The following is an 18,490-nucleotide window of genomic DNA, read 5'->3' on the forward strand; positions in this document are numbered from 1 at the left end:
GTCCCCCTTGTATCACGTCAGGACAATGGCATAAGGTATCAGAGGTTCAGCCAAACTATAGATTGGTCGATTTCGCTGCTGCTGCTTCACTTCTCCCCCACGGGCGTTAATAGGTTGTTACAATGCCAACGCAGGCTGCAAGAACTGGCTTGACACTGCGGCACACTCAGGAGGATTAACCCATGAATCGACGCAAACATCCCATTATGCCCGGAACCCTTCAATCTACTTATAATAGGGAACTGGACTCATCCATTGCTGCAAAAAAACGCCTCTTCCCACGCCGCCGCTTATGGCTGCTTGCTGCTGCTGTGCTCGTGTTATGGTTAGCCGGTGTAATGATTTACCAGACCCATAAACCGCTGCCTCCGGGCCTTTCTTCTGAAAGCCCGGTGTACAAGGTTCAAAATGTGCACTTTTGGCATGATTTGACCTACCAGGGCGACAACGGGTCGCAGCACCGGGAAGAGCAGATCCTGCCGAGGATGCTGCAAATTATCGAAGAGTCGCGGGAGTTTCTGGTCGTTGACTTATTTCTGTTCAATGGGTATACCCATAAGGATCAGCAGTTTCCTGCGGTCAGCCGGGAGCTTTCCGATAAGCTTATCGCGCAGAAAATAGCGTACCCCGCTATGGATGTTGTCTTTATCACCGATGAGGTCAACACTAATTACGGCTCTGCCCCCAATCCTCTGCTGGAAGAGATGAAAGCCGCGGGAATCAAAGTCATTCTGACTGATGTAGACGCGCTGCGCGACTCTACTCCTGCCTACTCAGCCGTATGGCGGACCTTCATCCAGTGGTTTGGGCAAACCGGTACAGGCTGGATTCCTAATCTTATGGCCAGCGGAGGGCCTGATATCACAGCCCGTTCATATATGAAGCTGCTGAATGTAAAGGCCAATCACCGCAAAGTTGTAGTCAGCGAGAATACAGCTTTGATCTCCTCCGGCAATGTCCACGATGCCAGTGCTTACCATTCCAATATCGCACTGGAGGTAAGCGGTCCCGTTATTGCCGATATCCTGAAGACTGAGCAGGCCGCGGCAGACCTGTCCGGAGCAGGTCCGCTGCTTGGCAAAGACCCCGTACTCACGGGGAGCGAAACTGCAGCAGACGGTCCGCTGGAGGTACGATATTTAACTGAGGGCAAGGTAAACAAATACGCCCTTGAAGGAATCCGTGCGGCCCAGAAGGGCGACATCCTCTGGATGGGCATGTTCTATCTTGCCGACGACACCATTATTGATGCACTGCAGGAAGCATCCGCACGCGGCGCAGAGGTGCGCCTCCTGCTGGACCCGAACCAAAACGCCTTCGGCCGTGATAAAATCGGCATCCCGAACCGTCCGGTGGCCTGGGAACTGAACCGGCGTTCGGATGGCAACATTGCCATCCGCTGGTACAATACGGGCAAGGAGCAGTATCATACCAAACTCTTGTTCATTGCCAAAGCGGCCGGCAACTCAATCGTCCTGGGCGGCTCCACCAACTTCACGGCCCGCAACCTGGACGACTACAATCTGGAGAATAATCTCTGGGTATCCGTGCCGCAGGATCAGCCGCTCTATGCGGAGATGGAGAGCTACTTCAACACACTTTGGAACAATGAGGGGGCGGAGTACAGTCTGCCCTTGGAGGATTACCAAAGCGAGGTGACCTGGCTCAAATATATAATTTACCGGATGCAGACCCGCCTGGGTCTGACAACATTCTGATCTACAGAAACATCAAGCAGTTCCTGTTTCTTATATTTTCAAAAAAAACGCCGGAAAGCTGCACTCAGCTGCTTCCGGCGTTTTTTTACTTGTACGTTATCATTCCGTACTCAGAGCAGCGGCGACATCAGCCGGGCTGCAGATTCCAGCATCCGCTCCAGGAGACGTTTATTCATGAAGGTCTCATGTACAATCTGGCGGGTTGACAGCAGATCCCGTTCAAAATCAGCAACGATCCGGGAGACGCTCTCTGTCTGCAGCAGCAGCGCATTGACCTCAAAGTTCAAGTGAAAGCTGCGCATGTCCATGTTTGCAGTACCAATTGTGGCTATCTCGCCATCGGTAATCAGCAGCTTGGAGTGAATGAAGCCCTTCTCGTATTCGTAGATCTTCACACCCGATTCCAGCAAGGCCGGGAAATAGGAATGCGACGCCAGAAACGGCAGCCATTTATCCGGTTTGGCGGGGAACAGCAGCCGCACATCAAGCCCGGACATTGCCGCTACACGCAGTGCGGTCAAGATATCCTCATCCGGAATAAAGTAAGGGCTGGCAATCCAGACCGATTTCTCGGCGGAGGTAATCATGGAGAAGAAGATATTCTTCAGCGCACGCCTTTCGTTATCCGGTCCGCTGGCAATAATCTGCACAGCTCCATCCCCGGCTGTGAACCGCAGCTGTGGCGAGAGGTAGTCCTGCTCCAGTATTTTCTCACCCGTTGTATGCATCCAGTCCTGCAGGAAGATAATCTGCATCGTACGTACTGCCTCGCCTCTGAGCAGCATGTGGGTATCGCGCCAGAAGCCGTACGTCTTGCTGCGGCTTAAGTATTCATCACCAACATTAAGCCCGCCCATAAATCCGACATCGCCGTCTATGACAACAATTTTGCGGTGATTCCGGTAATTAACCCTGCTGGAGAAAAAAGAGGTGGAATTGCCGTATGAGGCAACCTGCACTCCTGCATCGCTTAATTCCTTAAGAAACGCTTTGGAAAGCTGAATACTTCCTACAGCGTCGTACATAAATCTGACCGTAACGCCCGCACGGGCCTTCTCGATCAGAATCTGCTGAATGCGGGTGCCGATATGGTCGGCCCGAAAAATATAATATTCCATATGAATATGATGCTGAGCCTGCCGCAGCTCCAGCAGCAGGGTGCCGAAGGTTTCTTCCCCATTGGTAAGAATCCGCGTTTCTGAATTAAAAGAAACCGGCGTCCGCGCGAGCCTTTGCGATAATCCCAGCAGCTTCTGGCGGGCAGGATCAAAGACCGACCAGTCCTGGTGCATGCGCAGGGCATCATTCTCAATCCGTTCATAAGCCATGAGGTCCCGCTGGGCCTTCTTATCATATTTACGCCGTTTGAACACATTTTGTCCGAACAGGAAATAAAAGACGAGTCCCACTACCGGAATCAGGGCAAGCAGCAGAATCCAGGCCATCGTTGTGGAGGGGTTGCGATTCTCCATAAAAATCCCCAGCCCGATCGAGATGACGGTCAACGTGGAGAAAATACTGATGATCGTACCGGCGGTACTTCCAAGTAAACCAAAACCAAAATAATAAAATGCCAGCAAAGCCCCGATAATGATTATCGCCTGCAATCCTCTTCTCATATGCAACCTACCTTCTCTTTCTTCCGTACATCACTAAAATGACACATTTATATATTACATGAATAATCTCTTTCTTCCTACTGGAATCGTCTGCAAAACAAAAATTACAATAATAAGCTAAACTCTCCATACAGAAATTTGTATTGCCGCAAAATATATAATGTAATCGGCTTGACCTTAGGGTCATTTACAGAACCCAATAGTCAGGAAAGGAGTTATACCTCTTTGTGATTGACAAAAACGCAAACAAAAAAGAACAGATTATCAAAACAGCCATGCAGCTATTCGCTGTAAAAGGCTCATCCTCCACCTCCATGCAGGAAATTGCTGAGCTATGCGGAATCTCCAAGGGCAGCCTGTACCTGGTGTTCAAGTCTAAGGAAGAGCTGGAACGCAGCATTTACATATATTGCTTCCGCATGATTCGTGATCCCCTGCAGCGTGAGGAATTGGAGAGCCGGAGAAGCCCGCGGGAGAAGCTGCGTAACCAGGTCGAGATCGTGCTTAATCATGTATACGAGCTTCGCGAGTTTTTGCAGCGTCAAATTCAGGAATTTGCCGGAAAAGGCGTAATGGAAGTGCCGGAATGGCTGCGCAAGAGCAACGCTCCCCTGCTGACCTGGTTCCAGAATAAACTCGAAACCCTGTACGGGCCCGATATTTTGGTTTACACAGGAGACCTAAGCCTGCTTGGGAGCGGGATGATCCACTCCTATATCCGGGTTATTTTCAATCAAGGGTCACCTGTATCAATCGCACGTATGGCCGACCATCTAGTGGATCTGCTGGACATCGTCGTCTCGGGCCTGCTCGCCGATAAGCCTGATCCCCTGATCTCCTCTGCCTACCTCACACAGTGGCTCGAGGAACATGGGGACACCCCGCGCAAAAGTCCGCTGCAGCTGATCAAAGAAATGAAAGTGTTGCTCAGCGCTACTCCCGCCGTAGACACGCAAAGTCTGGAAGAAGGGCTTGAATCTCTGGGGATTCTGGAAAGTGAGATTCTCATGCCACATCCACGTAAGGCAATTGTCCGGGGAATGCTGGCCAACCTGCAGAGCTACCCTGCACTGGACAAGGAACTGCAAGATCTGAATAAGCTGATTTCTCCTTACATGCAGAACACATGCGGTTTATATTAACCCTTTAGACCAAAGGAAGTGGAAACAGAGAGAGGAAGTCCGGATAGGCAGTGCCAGTAAATTATAAATAGAGGCTTTCCATAGGAAAGTCCGAGAGGAGCAGAAACACTACTTATGAAAAGCTTAATTAATTTCTCGCTTAAGAACAAATTCGCGATATGGCTGCTAACCATTATTATCGTATTCGCCGGTTTGTACAGCGGCCTGACCATGAAGCAGGAGACTCTGCCTAATATCAGTATTCCTTATCTCAGCGTGACTACGATTTATCCAGGTGCAGCACCGGAGGGTGTTGTGAATGATGTCAGCAAGCCGCTGGAGCAGAAGCTTCGCAATGTGGATGGCGTCAAGATGATCACTTCCACCTCGCTCGAGAATGCTTCCAACATCCAAATCGAGTTTGATTACGGCGCGAATCTGGATAATGCCACAGCAGCCGTTCGTGAAGCCTTGAACGATGTCGCTCTGCCGGATGATGCCCAGAAGCCGACCATTTCCCGCTTCAGCCTTAGCTCACTGCCGGTTATCTCGCTGAGTCTGTCCGATGACAAATCCGGGGATCTGGAAGAGCTGACCCGCATCGCAGAGAATGATATCCGTCCTGCCCTGGAGGATATCGAAGGTGTTGCTTCCGTGCAGATTTCCGGGCAATACGTCAAGGAAGTCTCCCTGAAATTCAACCAGGACAAACTGAAGCAATACGGGCTGACAGAGGATACCATTAAAGGTCTGGTTCAAGCCTCCTCTCTGCGTGTTCCGCTGGGACTGTTCGAAATGGAGAAATCACAAAAGGCCGTTGTTGTAGACGGCAATATTACCACAGTAGACGACCTTAAGAATTTGACGATACCGCTTGTGCCTTCAGCTGCGGGTGCACAAGCAGGCTCAGGTGCTGTTGGTGGTGCTGCTAGTGCCGGTGGTGGTGCGGTTGCCGGTGGTGCCGGTGCAGCCGGTACTGGCACTGGTGCCGCTGGAACTGGCGCGGGAGCAGGTGCTGCAGTACCAACAGGCCTGCCGACGGTCAAGCTGGGTGAGCTTGCCTCCATTGAGGTTATCGGCAAGTCCGAATCCATCTCCCGTACCAACGGCAAAGAATCTATCGGGATTCAAATTGTTAAGTCCAATGACGCCAACACCGTTGAAGTTGTAAACAGCGTTAAAGATACAACGAAAGAATTAAAGCAGCAGTATAAATCTATGGATCTTACGGTTCTGCTCGACCAGGGCAAGCCGATTGAGGATTCCGTAAACACTATGTTGTCCAAGGCAGTCTTTGGCGCTCTGTTCGCCGTACTGATCATTCTACTGTTCCTGCGGAATATCCGTTCAACTATCATCTCGATCATTTCTATTCCCTTGTCACTGCTTATCGCTGTTCTATGCCTGCGTCAAATGGATATCACGCTCAACATGATGACGCTCGGCGCGATGACCGTAGCTATCGGGCGGGTTGTCGATGACTCGATTGTCGTCATTGAGAATATATACCGGCGTATGACGTTGTCAGGTGAGAAGCTGCGCGGCCGGGAGCTGATCAGCTCGGCTACAAGCGAAATGTTCGTGCCGATTATGTCTTCTACTATTGTAACGATCGCCGTATTCCTTCCGCTTGCTTTTGTCAGCGGCATGGTGGGGGAACTGTTCCTGCCGTTTGCACTGACCATGGTATTCTCCCTGCTCGCTTCTCTGGTTGTGGCGATTACACTTGTGCCGGCACTGGCGCATACGCTGTTCCGTAACGGACTGAAGAAAGGCAAGAAAAACCATGAAGAGAAACCGGGCAAAATGGCTCTGGGTTATCAGAAGATTCTGAACTGGTGCCTTTCCCATAAGCTGGTTACTTTCGGGGTCGCGGTTCTGTTGCTGGTTGGCAGCTTGTTCCTGATCAAACCGATCGGGGTAAGCTTCATGCCTTCACAGGAAGATAAGAGTGTCATCATGACCTATGCACCAAAAGCCGGACAAACCGCTGAAGATGTCCAGAAACAAGGACTGAAGGCTGAGAAGTACATTCTGGCCCAAGAGCATATCGACAACATGCAATACTCCATCGGTGGCGGTGGATTTATGGGAATGGGCTCCAGCAATTCAGGTCTCTTCTATATTACCTATGACAGCGATACTCCAGATTTTGATACAGTTAAGGAAAATCTGATTGAAGGGCTGACCAAAGAGGTTCCGGAAGGCGTGTGGGGCGATATGTCCGGCATGATGGGCGGAGGCCTTGGCGGCAATACGCTGACCGTGAATATTTTTGGAGACACCCTGGATCAGTTGAAACCGGTCGCCGATGAGATAGCAGGCATCGTGAATGCCGATACCGCTAATTTCAAGGATGGGGAAACCAGCCTTGCAGAGGGTTACGAACAATACACGGTGGTTGCCGATCAAGCGAAGCTAAGTTCGCTTGGCCTCACTGCCGGACAGATTGCTATGAAACTGAGTCCGGTTAATGCCCGCCCTGTAATGACAGAGGTGGAAGTGGATGGCAAAAACTATAATGTCTATATTGAAGCTGACACCCACACGTACAGCAGTATTCAGGAAATGGAAAAGGCTACGCTGACCTCACCGCTGGGCTTTACAGTGCCGATCGGCGAAGTGGCGAAGATTGAGAACGGCACATCGCCGGACTCGATTACCCGCATTGACGGCAAAATGAGCGTTAATGTGACCGCTGAAATCGTTGCTGCTGATGTAAACAGCGCTTCAAATGACGTGAAGGAAAAGATCGACGCCCTGGAGCTGCCTGACGGAGTTACCCTCTCCTTCGGCGGCGTAACCGAACAAATCAATGAAACCTTCGGCCAGCTCGGACTTGCGATGGCGGCCGCTATTGCCATTGTATATTTTGTGCTTGTTGTTACTTTCGGCGGCGGTCTGGCACCGTTCGCGATCCTGTTCTCACTGCCATTCACTGTGATCGGAGCACTCGTCGCTCTGTTACTGGCAGGAGAAACCCTGAATGTCTCCTCGCTGATGGGAGCACTGATGCTGATCGGTATCGTCGTAACGAATGCGATCGTACTGATCGACCGGGTTATTCATAAGGAAAAAGAAGGAATGTCTACCCGTCAGGCACTGCTTGAAGCCGGAGGCACCCGCTTACGTCCAATTCTAATGACGGCTCTCGCTACGATCGGCGCTTTGCTGCCGCTGGTTACAGGACTTGAGAACAGTGCAGGCATTATCTCTAAAGGACTTGGCGTGACCGTTATTGGCGGTCTGATCAGCTCCACCCTGCTGACACTGGTCGTTGTACCTGTAGTCTATGAATTCCTGATGAAATTCCGCAGCAAAAAGGTTATTGAATAGAGCTAAGAACACTAACCAGAAGTTCATAAACAAGGCGCCTTTCCACAATTGGAGAGGCGCCTGTTGTTTGTGCTTAATATGAAAGTATACATAGTCTATAGACAGCGGCCGGTTACCGTTACCTGGCCCAGGCTAAACCATTGCTGCCGCGCTGCTCTCCAGCGAAGACTTCCACGCTCGTAGCATCTGCAGATCCTGCGGCAGAAATTCCTCCAGCATATGGCTGAGCCCCAGATATAAAGGACTGTCTGTAGCTGCATTCAGTCTTTCGCAGAATTGTGGTGTCCATTTCAGTAAATGCTCTTCCAGGAAGTTCTCCTGGATTTCCAGCAATTCCATGGCGCTTCTCACCGAGAAGCTGTTATACAGCATCCGTTCATGCAGCACGGCCATGAATTCCAGCTCAATAGCGATATGGTCATCGGCTTCGCCGCCGCATTTCTTGAACACTATCCCTGCCGAAGCGTACACATCGGAGAGCACGTTGCAGAATTCTTGCTCACGGCCCAACTGGGCGGCTTCACGCGGCAGTTCGTTCATTAGCCGCTTGTATTCGCGGTTCTCCTTCTCGCAGATCAGCGGAAGCTGGGCAGGCTCCTGGCTGCATAGATAACGCTTCAGCTCTCTTCCGCCCTCCGTCATTTCCGCCGCTACGCTCATTTGGCGGTTGCGGCTCCACTGGGCAACCAGCGAAAGCGTTGGTTTTCTCCCGTAAAAATCAACTAAAATCTGATATATTAATCCCCGGCTCTCCAGCCAGCGGCTAAATGCCTCCGGCACGACAAGTGATGGAACTGTTGTTATCGTCATTTTGCAAATCCTCCCTACTTGGTTTGACCGGATACTGCACCGTCGTTATTGCCGCGTGCATACCCCGGTATCGTAGCTGTGAGCTGCGCAAAAGTGAACATAGAATAGAGATGAATCTTTCACACCTAAATTATATCGAAATTGTAAAACGCTTTCAGTGAGCATTTTATGACCATTCCCCGTAATTGTCGTACTATTGTCAAATTTAGACTTTGCCGTTCCTCTTTTGTCCCCTATTATTTAGGTTATCCTTTTTGCCTGCCGTACAACCGTTACTCCCCCGCAGAGTGTACGGAGAGAGAGCTAACAACGTATGGCACCATTGACGGCAGCGAAAGCAATCTTTAAAATTTAAATAAGATACACAAATGAAGGGAGCAACGCTATGGAACCGCTGACGGACCCTTTTGGACGTTTACATGACTATATCCGCATTTCGGTTACAGACCGCTGCAACCTGCGCTGCATTTATTGTATGCCGGCGGAAGGAATGCAATTCCAACCGCAGGACGAGATTATGAGCTATGAAGAAATTACCGCTGTGGTGGAGGCGCTGGCGCCTCTGGGACTGAGTAAGGTCCGGCTGACCGGGGGAGAACCGCTGGTCCGCAAGGATCTGGAGAAGCTTGTATCCATGATTTCTGCCATACCGGGTATTAAAGATATATCATTAACCACGAATGGTCTCATGCTGCCGGCTAAAGCTGCCCTGTTAAAACAGGCAGGCTTGTCGCGGGTGAACATCAGCCTCGATTCGCTCAAACAGGAGCGTTTCGCGATGATTACCCGCGGCGGAGATGTCGCCAAGGTGCTGAAAGGCATAGAAGCCGCTGAAGCGGCGGGGCTCTCCCCGATCAAGCTGAATGTTGTGCTGATGAAAGGCATCAATGATGATGAAATTAAGGATTTCATCTCGCTGACCCTGCACAGCCCGCTGAATGTGCGGTTCATCGAATATATGCCGATCGGCAGCGCAAGCGATTCCTGGCGCCAGACTTATTTGCCTCTGGAGACGGTCGTAGAAGCCTGTACCGAAGCAGGCTGGGCAACCGAGGAAGCGGAGATGCCCTCGGGCAACGGCCCTTCGCAGAACCGGCGGGTGGTCGGAGCGCAGGGAACCTTCGGGCTGATCCACCCGGTCAGCGAGCATTTCTGCGATAACTGCAACCGGCTGCGGCTCACTGCGGACGGTCATATCAAAGCCTGCCTGTATTGGGCGGATGAGTACAACGTACGGCCTCTGACCGCTGATCCGGCGGCGGTGCAAGCCCTGTTCCGCCAGGCGCTCGGCAACAAGCCGCATAACCATGAAATGGCGCTGGCGCTGGAGAAAAAAGCGCAGAGCCATACTCCGACGGTTCGCCGCATGTCGCAAATCGGCGGCTAGCTATTATGATTGCACAGTCAAAACGGATACCCTGCTGCCAGCAGCAGGGTATCCGTTTTTTCAGGAAAACAACTTACTGCAGCAGATTTGGAGCTAAAGGCTTACCCCCAATTGAAAGCCCATATAGAGGGCAATTCCCCAGATCAGCACTGCCGAAACCTTGTTCATCAGCCTGACCGCCTTGCCGGAGGAGTCGGCTTTCCCGAGCATTCTCCCAGCTGCCGCTAGTCCGATGAACCATACCCAGGATACCCCTGCGGCAGCTGCCGCGAACACCCAGCGTTCACTCCCGCCATATTGCAGTGCATTCGTACCGATAACACCTACCGTGTCCATCAGAGCATGCGGATTCAGCAGGGACACCGACAAGGCATAACCCACCTGCCCTTTCAGCGATAGCCGTTTTGCTTCTCCTTTTGCCGGAGTGGCGGCCCATATTTTCCAGCCCATAAAACAAAGAAATAAGGTGCCCGCCCCCAAGACGACCGGCGTCAGCCAATCCAGTGAGAGCAGAACCAGCGACACCCCGCCGACAGCAGCAGCAATAAGCAGACTATCGCACAGGGCAGCCGTCAGAATAACGGGCAGGGCACCGCGAAACTGCGGATGCAGCGCCCCTTGGTTAAAGACGAATATATTTTGTACCCCCAGCGGTAAAATAAGCCCAAAAGCCAATATTATTCCATGCACTATTGCTTCCGTCATCATCCTGCTCCTTCCAGCCTGCCGTCTATTTCAAATCAACGTATGGCAGCAGCATACACGTCCTTCGCTGCACTATTGATCCTACTCCCCCTAACGGCTCAGGTAACCCTCCAAATCCAGAGGATACTACCCAACCAAATGTAGAAGCCCGGACGAAGCGTGGTATACTCCAAGTAACAAATCTCTTATTCCATCAGCATTTACACCCTATAAAAAGGAGCTAGTCCTTTGACGCGCCAACGCCGATCAGACCATCCACTTACAGCCTCACCCTCGGCAGTTCCCCCTGTCCAATCCGCTTCCCTTGATGATTCTGCAAGCTTAAGCGCCCATTGGAAGCCGGATCCTTCTTCACCGATGCCACTGCACAGACAAATCTCAGCCTATTTCATCGGCAAAATCTCCAGCGGCGCCTGGCCTCCCGGCATGCGGCTTATCCCGCAGCGCGAGCTATGCCGTCAGCTTGGCGTCAACCGCAGCACAGTTGTCACCGCACTCGGGCAGCTCGCTGCACTCGGCCTGATCGAAGGCAGCCGGGGCGGAGGAACCCGGGTTGCCGCTTCAAGCAGGGCTGGAGCCTCCGGGCCGGATGCAGCAGCCCGCTCCACTGGAGCTGCGGGCCAGCTTGGCGGCAACTGGAATGACTACGTGGAGGAAGGCATCCACTACCCTAACCTGCCTGCGGTACAAGCCATTAACAGGCTTGAATATGAAGCGGGGCTGATCCGTCTCGGCACCGGTGAGCCTGCGCCCGGGCTGCTGCCCGGCGAGTCGATGCGCCAGGTGCTGCTCGAGCTGGCACAGAACCCGCTTCCGCCGCTCTCTTACGAGGAGCCGCTTGGCAGCCTTAGTCTTCGCAGAGCGGTCAGCCAGGAGCTGTCGAAGAACGGAATAGAGGCCGATCCGTCTTCCATCCTCATTACCTCGGGCGCGCTGCAGGGTCTGCAGCTCATTGCGCTGGGCCTGCTTCCGCGGGGCTCGACGGTGCTGCTGGAGAAGCCCTCCTACCTGTATTCCATCCACGCCTTCCAGTCGGCGGGGGTGAAATTCAGCGGCCTGCCGATGGACAAAGACGGCCTCTTACCGGATCAGCTGGCAGCCGCAGCCATCCGTAGCAAGGCGGCCATGCTCTACACCATCCCTAGCTTCCATAATCCCACCGGAATTGTAATGGATGCGGGACGGCGGGACGCCTTAATGGACATTGCAGGCGGACTTGGACTGCCCATTCTCGAGGATGGGGCTTATCAGGATCTATGGCTGGATGATCGCCCGCCCAAACCCCTGAAAGCCCGGGACCGCGAGGGAAGAGTGCTCCACCTGGGCACGCTGTCGAAGGCGGCGAGCCCCGGCCTGCGCATCGGCTGGATTGTCGGCCCGGAGCCGGTAGTCCGCCGGCTGGCCGATATCAAGATGCAGACCGATTACGGCGCAAGCTCCTTGTCGCAGCTCGCCGCTGCGCGCTGGCTGGAAGGCGGTTATCATGAGCAGCATCTCGTCCTGTTGCGCGAAAAACTGCGTCAGCGGCGTGATTTCATGCTGCAGCTGCTTGATATCCATTTTGCGGGGCTGGCTTCCTGGAGCATTCCGGCCGGAGGTTTCTACATCTGGCTCTCTCTAAACGGCCCTCTTTCGCTGCGCCGGCTCTTCAAGGCTGCACTACAGGCTGGAGTACTCCTGAATACAGGGGATCTGTATGACCGCAGCGACAGCAGACATCTCCGCCTGTCCTTCGCCTATGCCTCTGAGGATGAGATGGAGCACGGAATAGCCTCCTTGGCAAATATCATTAATAATAAAATGACATAAATTAATATTTGTCATTTGTCATCCACCATGTTAATCTGTACCTACCGAAGGGAGAATCCACCCGTGAACAAACCAAGCGCTTTTTTAAGCAAGACGGAAATATTGGACGCCGCTGAACAGACCTTGCGCAGGTTCGGCCCTGACAAAACCTCAGTGACCGATGTAGCCAAGCTGCTGGGCGTCAGCCATGGTACCTTGTACCGGCATTTTCCCAGCAAAGCGGCATTGCGGGAGGCTGTAACGGAAAGATGGCTGGACGAGTTGATTCTTGCCCCTCTGACAGCGATTGCGGCAGCTGCAGCAGCCGGAAATGCTCTGGAGCAGCTAAGGAACTATATCGCGAAGCTGATCGAGCTTAAACATCACTACGCCGAGCAGGACAGCGAAATGTTCAAGATGTATGCATCTGTTACGGAAGAAGCCTCCGAGCTCATTGACACCCATATTCAGCGGATTATCAGCCAGATGGGCAGTGTAATCGACAAAGGCATTCGGGACGGCACGATTACGCCAATCGCCGTTACGGAGACGATTGCCCGTTCACTTTTTTACGCGACGGCCCGGTTCCACCATCCTTCCCATGCCTATGAATGGCATAGCGGGAGCATCGGACAGGAATTCGAACAGCTCTGGACAATACTTGCCAGAGGCCTCACGGCTGTCACCAGTTAAACCCGGTATCTTATACAAAACTAAGCGAATACTTCCGAAGCCAGTTTTGTCCGAAGCAGATTCTTATGATGTGATGCTAACAAAACTAAGCGAATGCTTCCGAAGCCAGTTTTGTCCGAAGCAAATTCTTATGAAGTAACGCTAACAAAACTTTAAGGAGGAACAATTCATGAATCAAAACCTGCGGGGTAAGGTAGCTATCATTACGGGGTCCTCTAGAGGGATCGGACGGAGCGTTGCGGAGAGATTGGCGGAGCAAGGGGCCGCTGTAATCATTAACTATTCCAGCAGTCCTAAACAAGCTGAGGCTGTGGTGCAGGGTATTCAGGAAAAAGGCGGAAAGGCAGCCGCCCTTCAGGCCGACATCAGCAAACCCGCGCAGATTGAGCAGTTGTTCAAGGATACCAAGGAGCTGTTCGGCAAGATTGATATCGTGGTCAACAACGCCGGAATCATGATAAACAGCCTCATCGGCGCAGCTACTGAGGAGGAATTCGACAAGCAGTTTGCCATCAATGTCAAAGGGACCTACTTCTCCTGCCAGCAGGCTTTCTTCCATCTGGAAGAGGGCGGCCGGGTCATTAATTTCTCGACCTCGGTCAATGGCCAAATGTTCCCGGCTTACAGCATCTATGCCGGAACGAAAGGTGCCGTAGAACAATTCACCCGTCAGCTCGCCAAGGAATTCGGGGCCAAAGGCATTACGATCAACGCAGTTGCGCCGGGGCCGGTTGCCACGGATTTATTCCTGGAAGGCAAATCCGAGGCACAGCTTGAAGGGCTGAAGCAAGCCAATGCTTTTGGCCGCCTGGGCCAGCCTGAGGATATTGCCGGAGCCGTCAGCTTCCTCGCCGGGCAAGAGTCCCAGTGGATTACTGGACAAACGCTGCGCATAAACGGCGGATTTATTTAAGCCGCAATGGCAGGCTCACCGTACAAGCCGTCCCCTCACCGGGACGGCTTGTTACGTTTATCGTCCCGTTATGCAAATCTACGATTTTCTTCACCAGTGACAATCCCAGTCCGCTTCCGCCTCCGCTGGCGCTTCTTGCTTTATCGGCCTTGTAGAATCGTTCAAAGATGCGGGGCAGCTCCTCCCCGGCGATGCCTATGCCGCTGTCCCTGATTTCCACAATGGCTTGACCCTCTGCGTGATGCACGCGTATGGTGATATGCCCGCCCTCAGGGGTAAACTTGATACTGTTATGCAGCAGATTGGTCCATACCTGGCTCATCAGATCCTGCACAGCGTCCACCGAAACCTCCTCCAGCTCGGCTTCCAACTCGATCTCTTTATCCAGCCACTGCGGCTCCGAGGCCAGAATCATATCTTGCAGCTGTTTGTCCAGCCGGTATGACTTCACTTCAAACGGAAAGCTGCCCGCCTCCAATGCCGACAGCTTCAGCAGATTGTCGCTGAGCCCGGAGAGCCGGCTGCCCTCTGCTTCGATGATGTCCAGATAATGTCTCCGGTTGTCTGCACTAAGGCCCTCTTCCCGCAGCGCACGGGCGAATCCGCGAATCGAGGTCAGCGGCGACTGGATCTCATGTGAGACGTTGGAGATGAAATCCTGGCGCATAATCTCCATCCGGCCCAGCTCGCTGGCCATTTCATTAATCCCCTCCACGATTCCGCCAAACTGCCCGTAACGCTTGCTGTTTTCCAGCTCCACCTTGAAATTGCCTTTGGAAATTTGCCGCATTGCTGTCAGGATGGGAATATAGAAAGCTCTCTCATCCCCCCTGGCATGTCCGATAAGAGCTACGATACCGCCCACAACGAAAAGAATGAGAAACTGCAGCGCCATAACAAGCAGCCCCGATCCATAAGGGGACAGAGACCATTCAAAATGTCCCGACAGCAGCTTTACTCCGTAGTATCCTCCATTCCAGGAAACATAGAGGGCAGCGATCAATATCCCCATTCCAAGGATCTCTCTCACAATCCTGCCAAGTCTTCTCATCCATTAACCACCTCCAGACGGTAGCCCAGCCCACGGATGGTACGGATATTGAAGCCATATTTTTCCCGGGGGAAACGTTCGCGCAGACGGCCCACATGCACATCCAGCGTCCGTTCATTGCCCCCAAAATCATAACCCCAGATTTCTTCAATCAGCCTGTCGCGCGTCAATGTCTGCCCGGGATAGCTTGCCAGCTTGAACAGCAGCTCGAATTCCTTCAGCGGCAGCGTGATTTCCCCAAACTCCGAGGAGGCTTCATAAGTCTTGCGGTTCATCCGCAAATTCCCGACGTTTACACTCTGTGCGGAGGAAATCTGGTACCGCTTCAGCAACGCTTTAACTCTGGCGATCAGCACCAGCGGTTCAAACGGCTTCACCAGATAATCGTCCGTACCCAGCTCGAAGCCTTTAACAATTTGTGAGGTTTCCCCTTTGGCTGTCAACATCAGAATGGGAAAATCATAGCTTTCACGCAGCGCGCGGCACAGCTCCCAGCCATCCATCTTCGGCATCATCACATCGATGATCGCCAGATCCACGCTGTTGTCCTCAAGCAGCCGCAGCGCCTCCACCCCATCGGAAGCGCCGTAGACCTCATCCATCCCCTCAGCTCTCAGAAACAGCTCCACCAATTCGCGGATGTGCGGATCGTCGTCCACTACCAGTATTTTGGCCATATTCTGCTGTAGCCTCCTCTTTGCCGCCCTCCAAAAGCTGCGGTGTGTTCATCTGCAGCTGCTGTTCCGCAAATTCCCGGTACAACTCGTGACTGCGCAGCAGCTCTTCGTGCGTTCCTTTGCCGGTGATCCGGCCTTTCTCTATAAAGATAATCTGATCCGCATTCACCACGGTTGCCAGTCTGTGGGCAATCACAATCGTGGTCCGGCCTTGCATAAGGTTCGATAACGCACTCTGCACCACTGCTTCGGATTGACTGTCGAGACTGGAGGTAGCTTCGTCCAGCATCAGAATCTTCGGATCACGCAGCAGCGCCCTCGCAATGGCAATCCGCTGGCGCTGTCCGCCGGACAGCTTCACGCCCCGTTCCCCCACATCCGTCTGATAGCCGTCCGGAAGCTCACGGATAAAGCCGTCGGCATAGGCCATGGCTGCAGCACGGCGCATCTCCTCCCCGCTGATCTTCCGGTCCAGCCCATAACCGAGATTATCGGCAATTGTACCGGAGAGCAGCGGGCTTTCCTGCGAGACATACCCGATCAGCTTTCGCCAGGAACGCAGGGAAAACACCGACACCGGCTTACCGCCCAGCTTGATGACGCCATGCTGCGGTTCATAGAACCGTTCCAGCATTGAGAATAACGTCGTTTTGCCGCCTCCGCTTGGTCCGACAATCGCCGTAACCTGACCCGGCAGCATGGAGAAGCTGACCTTGTCCAGCACCTGTTCACCTGTTTTATAGCCAAAGCTTAAATCCTCTATAGCAATCGGTCCCTGCAATCCATCCGCTTCCTCTGCCCCTTCGTAAATCTCCTCTTCCGCAGCCAGTGTTTCAATGATCCGTTCCGAGGCACCTTTGGCCTTCTGCACCTGGGTGAAGAATTGGGTCAGCTGGGTGAGCGGCATCACGATCTGGATCAAATACAGAATAAAGGCTACCAATTCACCTGCAGTCAAGGCACCCGAGGACACCTGCATGCCGCCATAGCCGATAATGACGACCAGCAGCATCATGAACACAAACGAGACTAGCGGACTGATCATCGCACTGATTTTGCCCTCCCGGATGCCGAAGGACAGCAGATTCATAATTCCGGTCCGTCCGGCTTCATATTCCCTTTGCTCCGCGCCCGATGATTTCACCAGCCGGATTTCGGACAGCACACCGCTCAGTGTAGCGGTAAAGGACGCTGTTTCATCCTGAGTACCCTTGGAGATTTTGTACATCTGCCGGCCCAGCGGCACCAGAATGAGTGCGGACAGCGGAAGCACCGTGAACAGCACCAGCGTCATTTTCCAGTTCAGATACAGCAGCACCGATATCGAACCGACGATGGAGATTACCCCGGTAAACAAGCTGGCCAAATGCTCGGAGATCAGCGTCTTGAGAATTCCGGTATCGTTCGTCATCCGGCTGACGCTTTCACCTGTGCGGTTATCATTGTAGTAGGCCACCGGCAGCACAAGAAATTTGCGCCATAGCCGGTCGCGCAGTCCCGCAACAATCTTCTGCCCTACGTAGTTCAGCAAATAAATGGAGACGCCTCCGGCAATCGTCTGGGCTACAAAAGCTCCGGCAATTCCCGCAATCTGCAGCTTGCTGATGGAGGCCAGCGAGAAGCCGTCCACCAGATTCTTGGTGAACATAGGAATGACCAGGCCCACGAGCGTCGATATCATACTAAGCCCTACCGCCAGAGCAAGCAGCCCGTAGGAGGGTTTCGTCTCATGCAGCAGCTTCAGGAACGGCTTCAAGGCCGCTCCCTGCTTCCGTGAAGATTTGGATTTATTCATAGAACTTCCTCTTTTCTGACGGATAGATCTCGGAGCTGTCCCGCTCCTGTCCGCCTTCCTCTCCACATTAACCCCGCTTTGTAAACTGAAGTTAAACAAAGGAAAAATTAGTGCTCTCAGCAAGGACCCTTGAACTGTGGCAGCAGCTTGACGGCAGCCAAATAATCATCCGTTGTATTCATATTGTACAAAGGGGAGGGCGTAGGCTGGCTAGGCGTAAAGCCGGATTCTGGAACATATAGAACGTCCAGCTTCTCCAGGCACTCCATGACTTTGAATCTTCCACCGCTCAGCGCTGCTTCCAGCACCGGAAGTGTCCGCTTATGATACAGCCCGAGCAGGGGCTGCGTCCGGCCGGAGGCGGACACCGGAACAGCGGCAGACGCGCCGAAACCGGCCCTATGACTCACTGTCTCGGGATACGTTTCCGCATGGCAGCTGAGTATGTACTGCAGAAATAACGCCGAAGCAAACGGCAGATCGCAAGCCGTCACCAGATTCCATTCCGTCGGTGAATGGCTGAGCGCCGCATGAAGACCGGCCAGAGGGCCGCAGCCTTGATAATGGTCCGTAATCTGGGGAAGCTGCAAGAAGTCGTACTCCCTGCGCTCCCGGGGGCCGCAGGCAATGACCGTACTTTCGGCGAGCTTGGCCAACTCGTCCGCCAGCCGGGCAATCACAGGTTCTCCGGCAAGTGTAAGCAGCGCTTTATCGCTGCCCATCCGCCTCGAAGCCCCCCCTGTCAGAATAATTCCCGTGTATTGTGTCATTTTTTCCTCCCGCTGAAATCTCTTGTTCTCTATGGGTATCGTATCAAACTTTACAGCGCGAAAACAGCAAGGCTGACGTGTTATCACTTGAAATATCCTTTTCTGCA

14 protein-coding genes are annotated in these 18,490 nt (G+C 53.0%); 7 read left to right on the forward strand and 7 right to left on the reverse strand.

Annotation, left to right across the window (positions count from 1 at the left end):
* Window positions 1-182: 182 nt before the first annotated feature.
* Complete coding sequence (locus tag NSS79_RS31730) at window positions 183-1,718, forward strand: phospholipase D family protein (RefSeq protein WP_342437464.1); 1,536 nt, start codon at window positions 183-185, stop codon at window positions 1,716-1,718.
* Window positions 1,719-1,828: 110 nt separating this feature from the next.
* Here NSS79_RS31730 and cls read toward each other — a convergent pair whose 3' ends face one another.
* Window positions 1,829-3,337: a cardiolipin synthase gene (gene cls / locus NSS79_RS31735; RefSeq protein WP_340896217.1), complete on the reverse strand. Its 1,509-nt coding sequence runs from the start codon at window positions 3,335-3,337 to the stop codon at window positions 1,829-1,831.
* A gap of 227 nt (window positions 3,338-3,564) precedes the next feature.
* Between cls and NSS79_RS31740 the strand changes: the two genes are divergently transcribed.
* Window positions 3,565-4,479, forward strand: coding sequence for a TetR/AcrR family transcriptional regulator (locus tag NSS79_RS31740; RefSeq protein WP_342437465.1), 915 nt, complete (start codon window positions 3,565-3,567; stop codon window positions 4,477-4,479).
* Window positions 4,480-4,593: 114 nt separating this feature from the next.
* Window positions 4,594-7,794 carry an efflux RND transporter permease subunit gene (locus NSS79_RS31745; RefSeq protein ID WP_342437466.1) on the forward strand — a complete coding sequence of 1,067 codons (3,201 nt, stop codon included), beginning with the start codon at window positions 4,594-4,596 and terminating at the stop codon, window positions 7,792-7,794.
* Between the two features lie 132 nt (window positions 7,795-7,926).
* On the opposite strand, the gene NSS79_RS31750 is transcribed toward NSS79_RS31745, so the two are convergent.
* Window positions 7,927-8,604 carry a molecular chaperone TorD family protein gene (locus tag NSS79_RS31750; RefSeq protein ID WP_341096858.1) on the reverse strand — a complete coding sequence of 226 codons (678 nt, stop codon included), beginning with the start codon at window positions 8,602-8,604 and terminating at the stop codon, window positions 7,927-7,929.
* Window positions 8,605-8,989: 385 nt separating this feature from the next.
* Between NSS79_RS31750 and moaA the strand changes: the two genes are divergently transcribed.
* The gene (gene moaA / locus NSS79_RS31755; protein WP_076109673.1) at window positions 8,990-9,991 is read left to right on the forward strand and encodes a GTP 3',8-cyclase MoaA; all 1,002 of its coding nucleotides are present in this window, start codon (window positions 8,990-8,992) and stop codon (window positions 9,989-9,991) included.
* A 93-nt stretch (window positions 9,992-10,084) separates the two neighbouring features.
* Here moaA and NSS79_RS31760 read toward each other — a convergent pair whose 3' ends face one another.
* Window positions 10,085-10,696, reverse strand: a complete 612-nt coding sequence (locus NSS79_RS31760) for a LysE/ArgO family amino acid transporter (protein ID WP_342440480.1) — start codon at window positions 10,694-10,696, stop codon at window positions 10,085-10,087.
* Window positions 10,697-10,924: 228 nt separating this feature from the next.
* Between NSS79_RS31760 and NSS79_RS31765 the strand changes: the two genes are divergently transcribed.
* The 3 genes from NSS79_RS31765 to NSS79_RS31775 all read left to right on the forward strand — a co-directional run bounded on the left by NSS79_RS31765 (window position 10,925) and on the right by NSS79_RS31775 (window position 14,090).
* Entirely contained in the window at window positions 10,925-12,505 is a 1,581-nt protein-coding gene (locus NSS79_RS31765) for a PLP-dependent aminotransferase family protein (protein WP_342437467.1), read from the forward strand.
* Between the two features lie 63 nt (window positions 12,506-12,568).
* Entirely contained in the window at window positions 12,569-13,177 is a 609-nt protein-coding gene (locus tag NSS79_RS31770; RefSeq protein ID WP_342437468.1) for a TetR family transcriptional regulator, read from the forward strand.
* 169 nt (window positions 13,178-13,346) lie between these two features.
* Entirely contained in the window at window positions 13,347-14,090 is a 744-nt protein-coding gene (locus NSS79_RS31775) for an SDR family oxidoreductase (protein WP_342437469.1), read from the forward strand.
* Here NSS79_RS31775 and NSS79_RS31780 read toward each other — a convergent pair.
* The 4 genes from NSS79_RS31780 to NSS79_RS31795 all read right to left on the reverse strand — a co-directional run bounded on the left by NSS79_RS31780 (window position 14,083) and on the right by NSS79_RS31795 (window position 18,383).
* On the reverse strand, window positions 14,083-15,141 hold the full coding sequence (locus NSS79_RS31780) for a HAMP domain-containing sensor histidine kinase (protein ID WP_342437470.1): 1,059 nt from the start codon (window positions 15,139-15,141) through the stop codon (window positions 14,083-14,085). The genes NSS79_RS31775 and NSS79_RS31780 overlap by 8 nt on opposite strands.
* Entirely contained in the window at window positions 15,138-15,818 is a 681-nt protein-coding gene (locus tag NSS79_RS31785) for a response regulator transcription factor (RefSeq protein WP_340896200.1), read from the reverse strand. Before NSS79_RS31785 ends, NSS79_RS31780 begins: the two co-directional genes overlap by 4 nt.
* A complete protein-coding gene (locus NSS79_RS31790) occupies window positions 15,748-17,613 on the reverse strand; it encodes an ABC transporter ATP-binding protein (protein WP_342437471.1) in 1,866 nt (621 codons plus the stop codon). The genes NSS79_RS31785 and NSS79_RS31790 overlap by 71 nt, the downstream gene beginning before the upstream one ends.
* 116 nt (window positions 17,614-17,729) lie before the next feature.
* A complete protein-coding gene (locus NSS79_RS31795; protein ID WP_342437472.1) occupies window positions 17,730-18,383 on the reverse strand; it encodes a molybdenum cofactor guanylyltransferase in 654 nt (217 codons plus the stop codon).
* Between the last annotated feature and the right edge of the window lie 107 nt (window positions 18,384-18,490).

This window comes from Paenibacillus sp. FSL L8-0436, from assembly GCF_038593025.1.
GTDB lineage: Bacteria > Bacillota > Bacilli > Paenibacillales > Paenibacillaceae > Paenibacillus_AQ.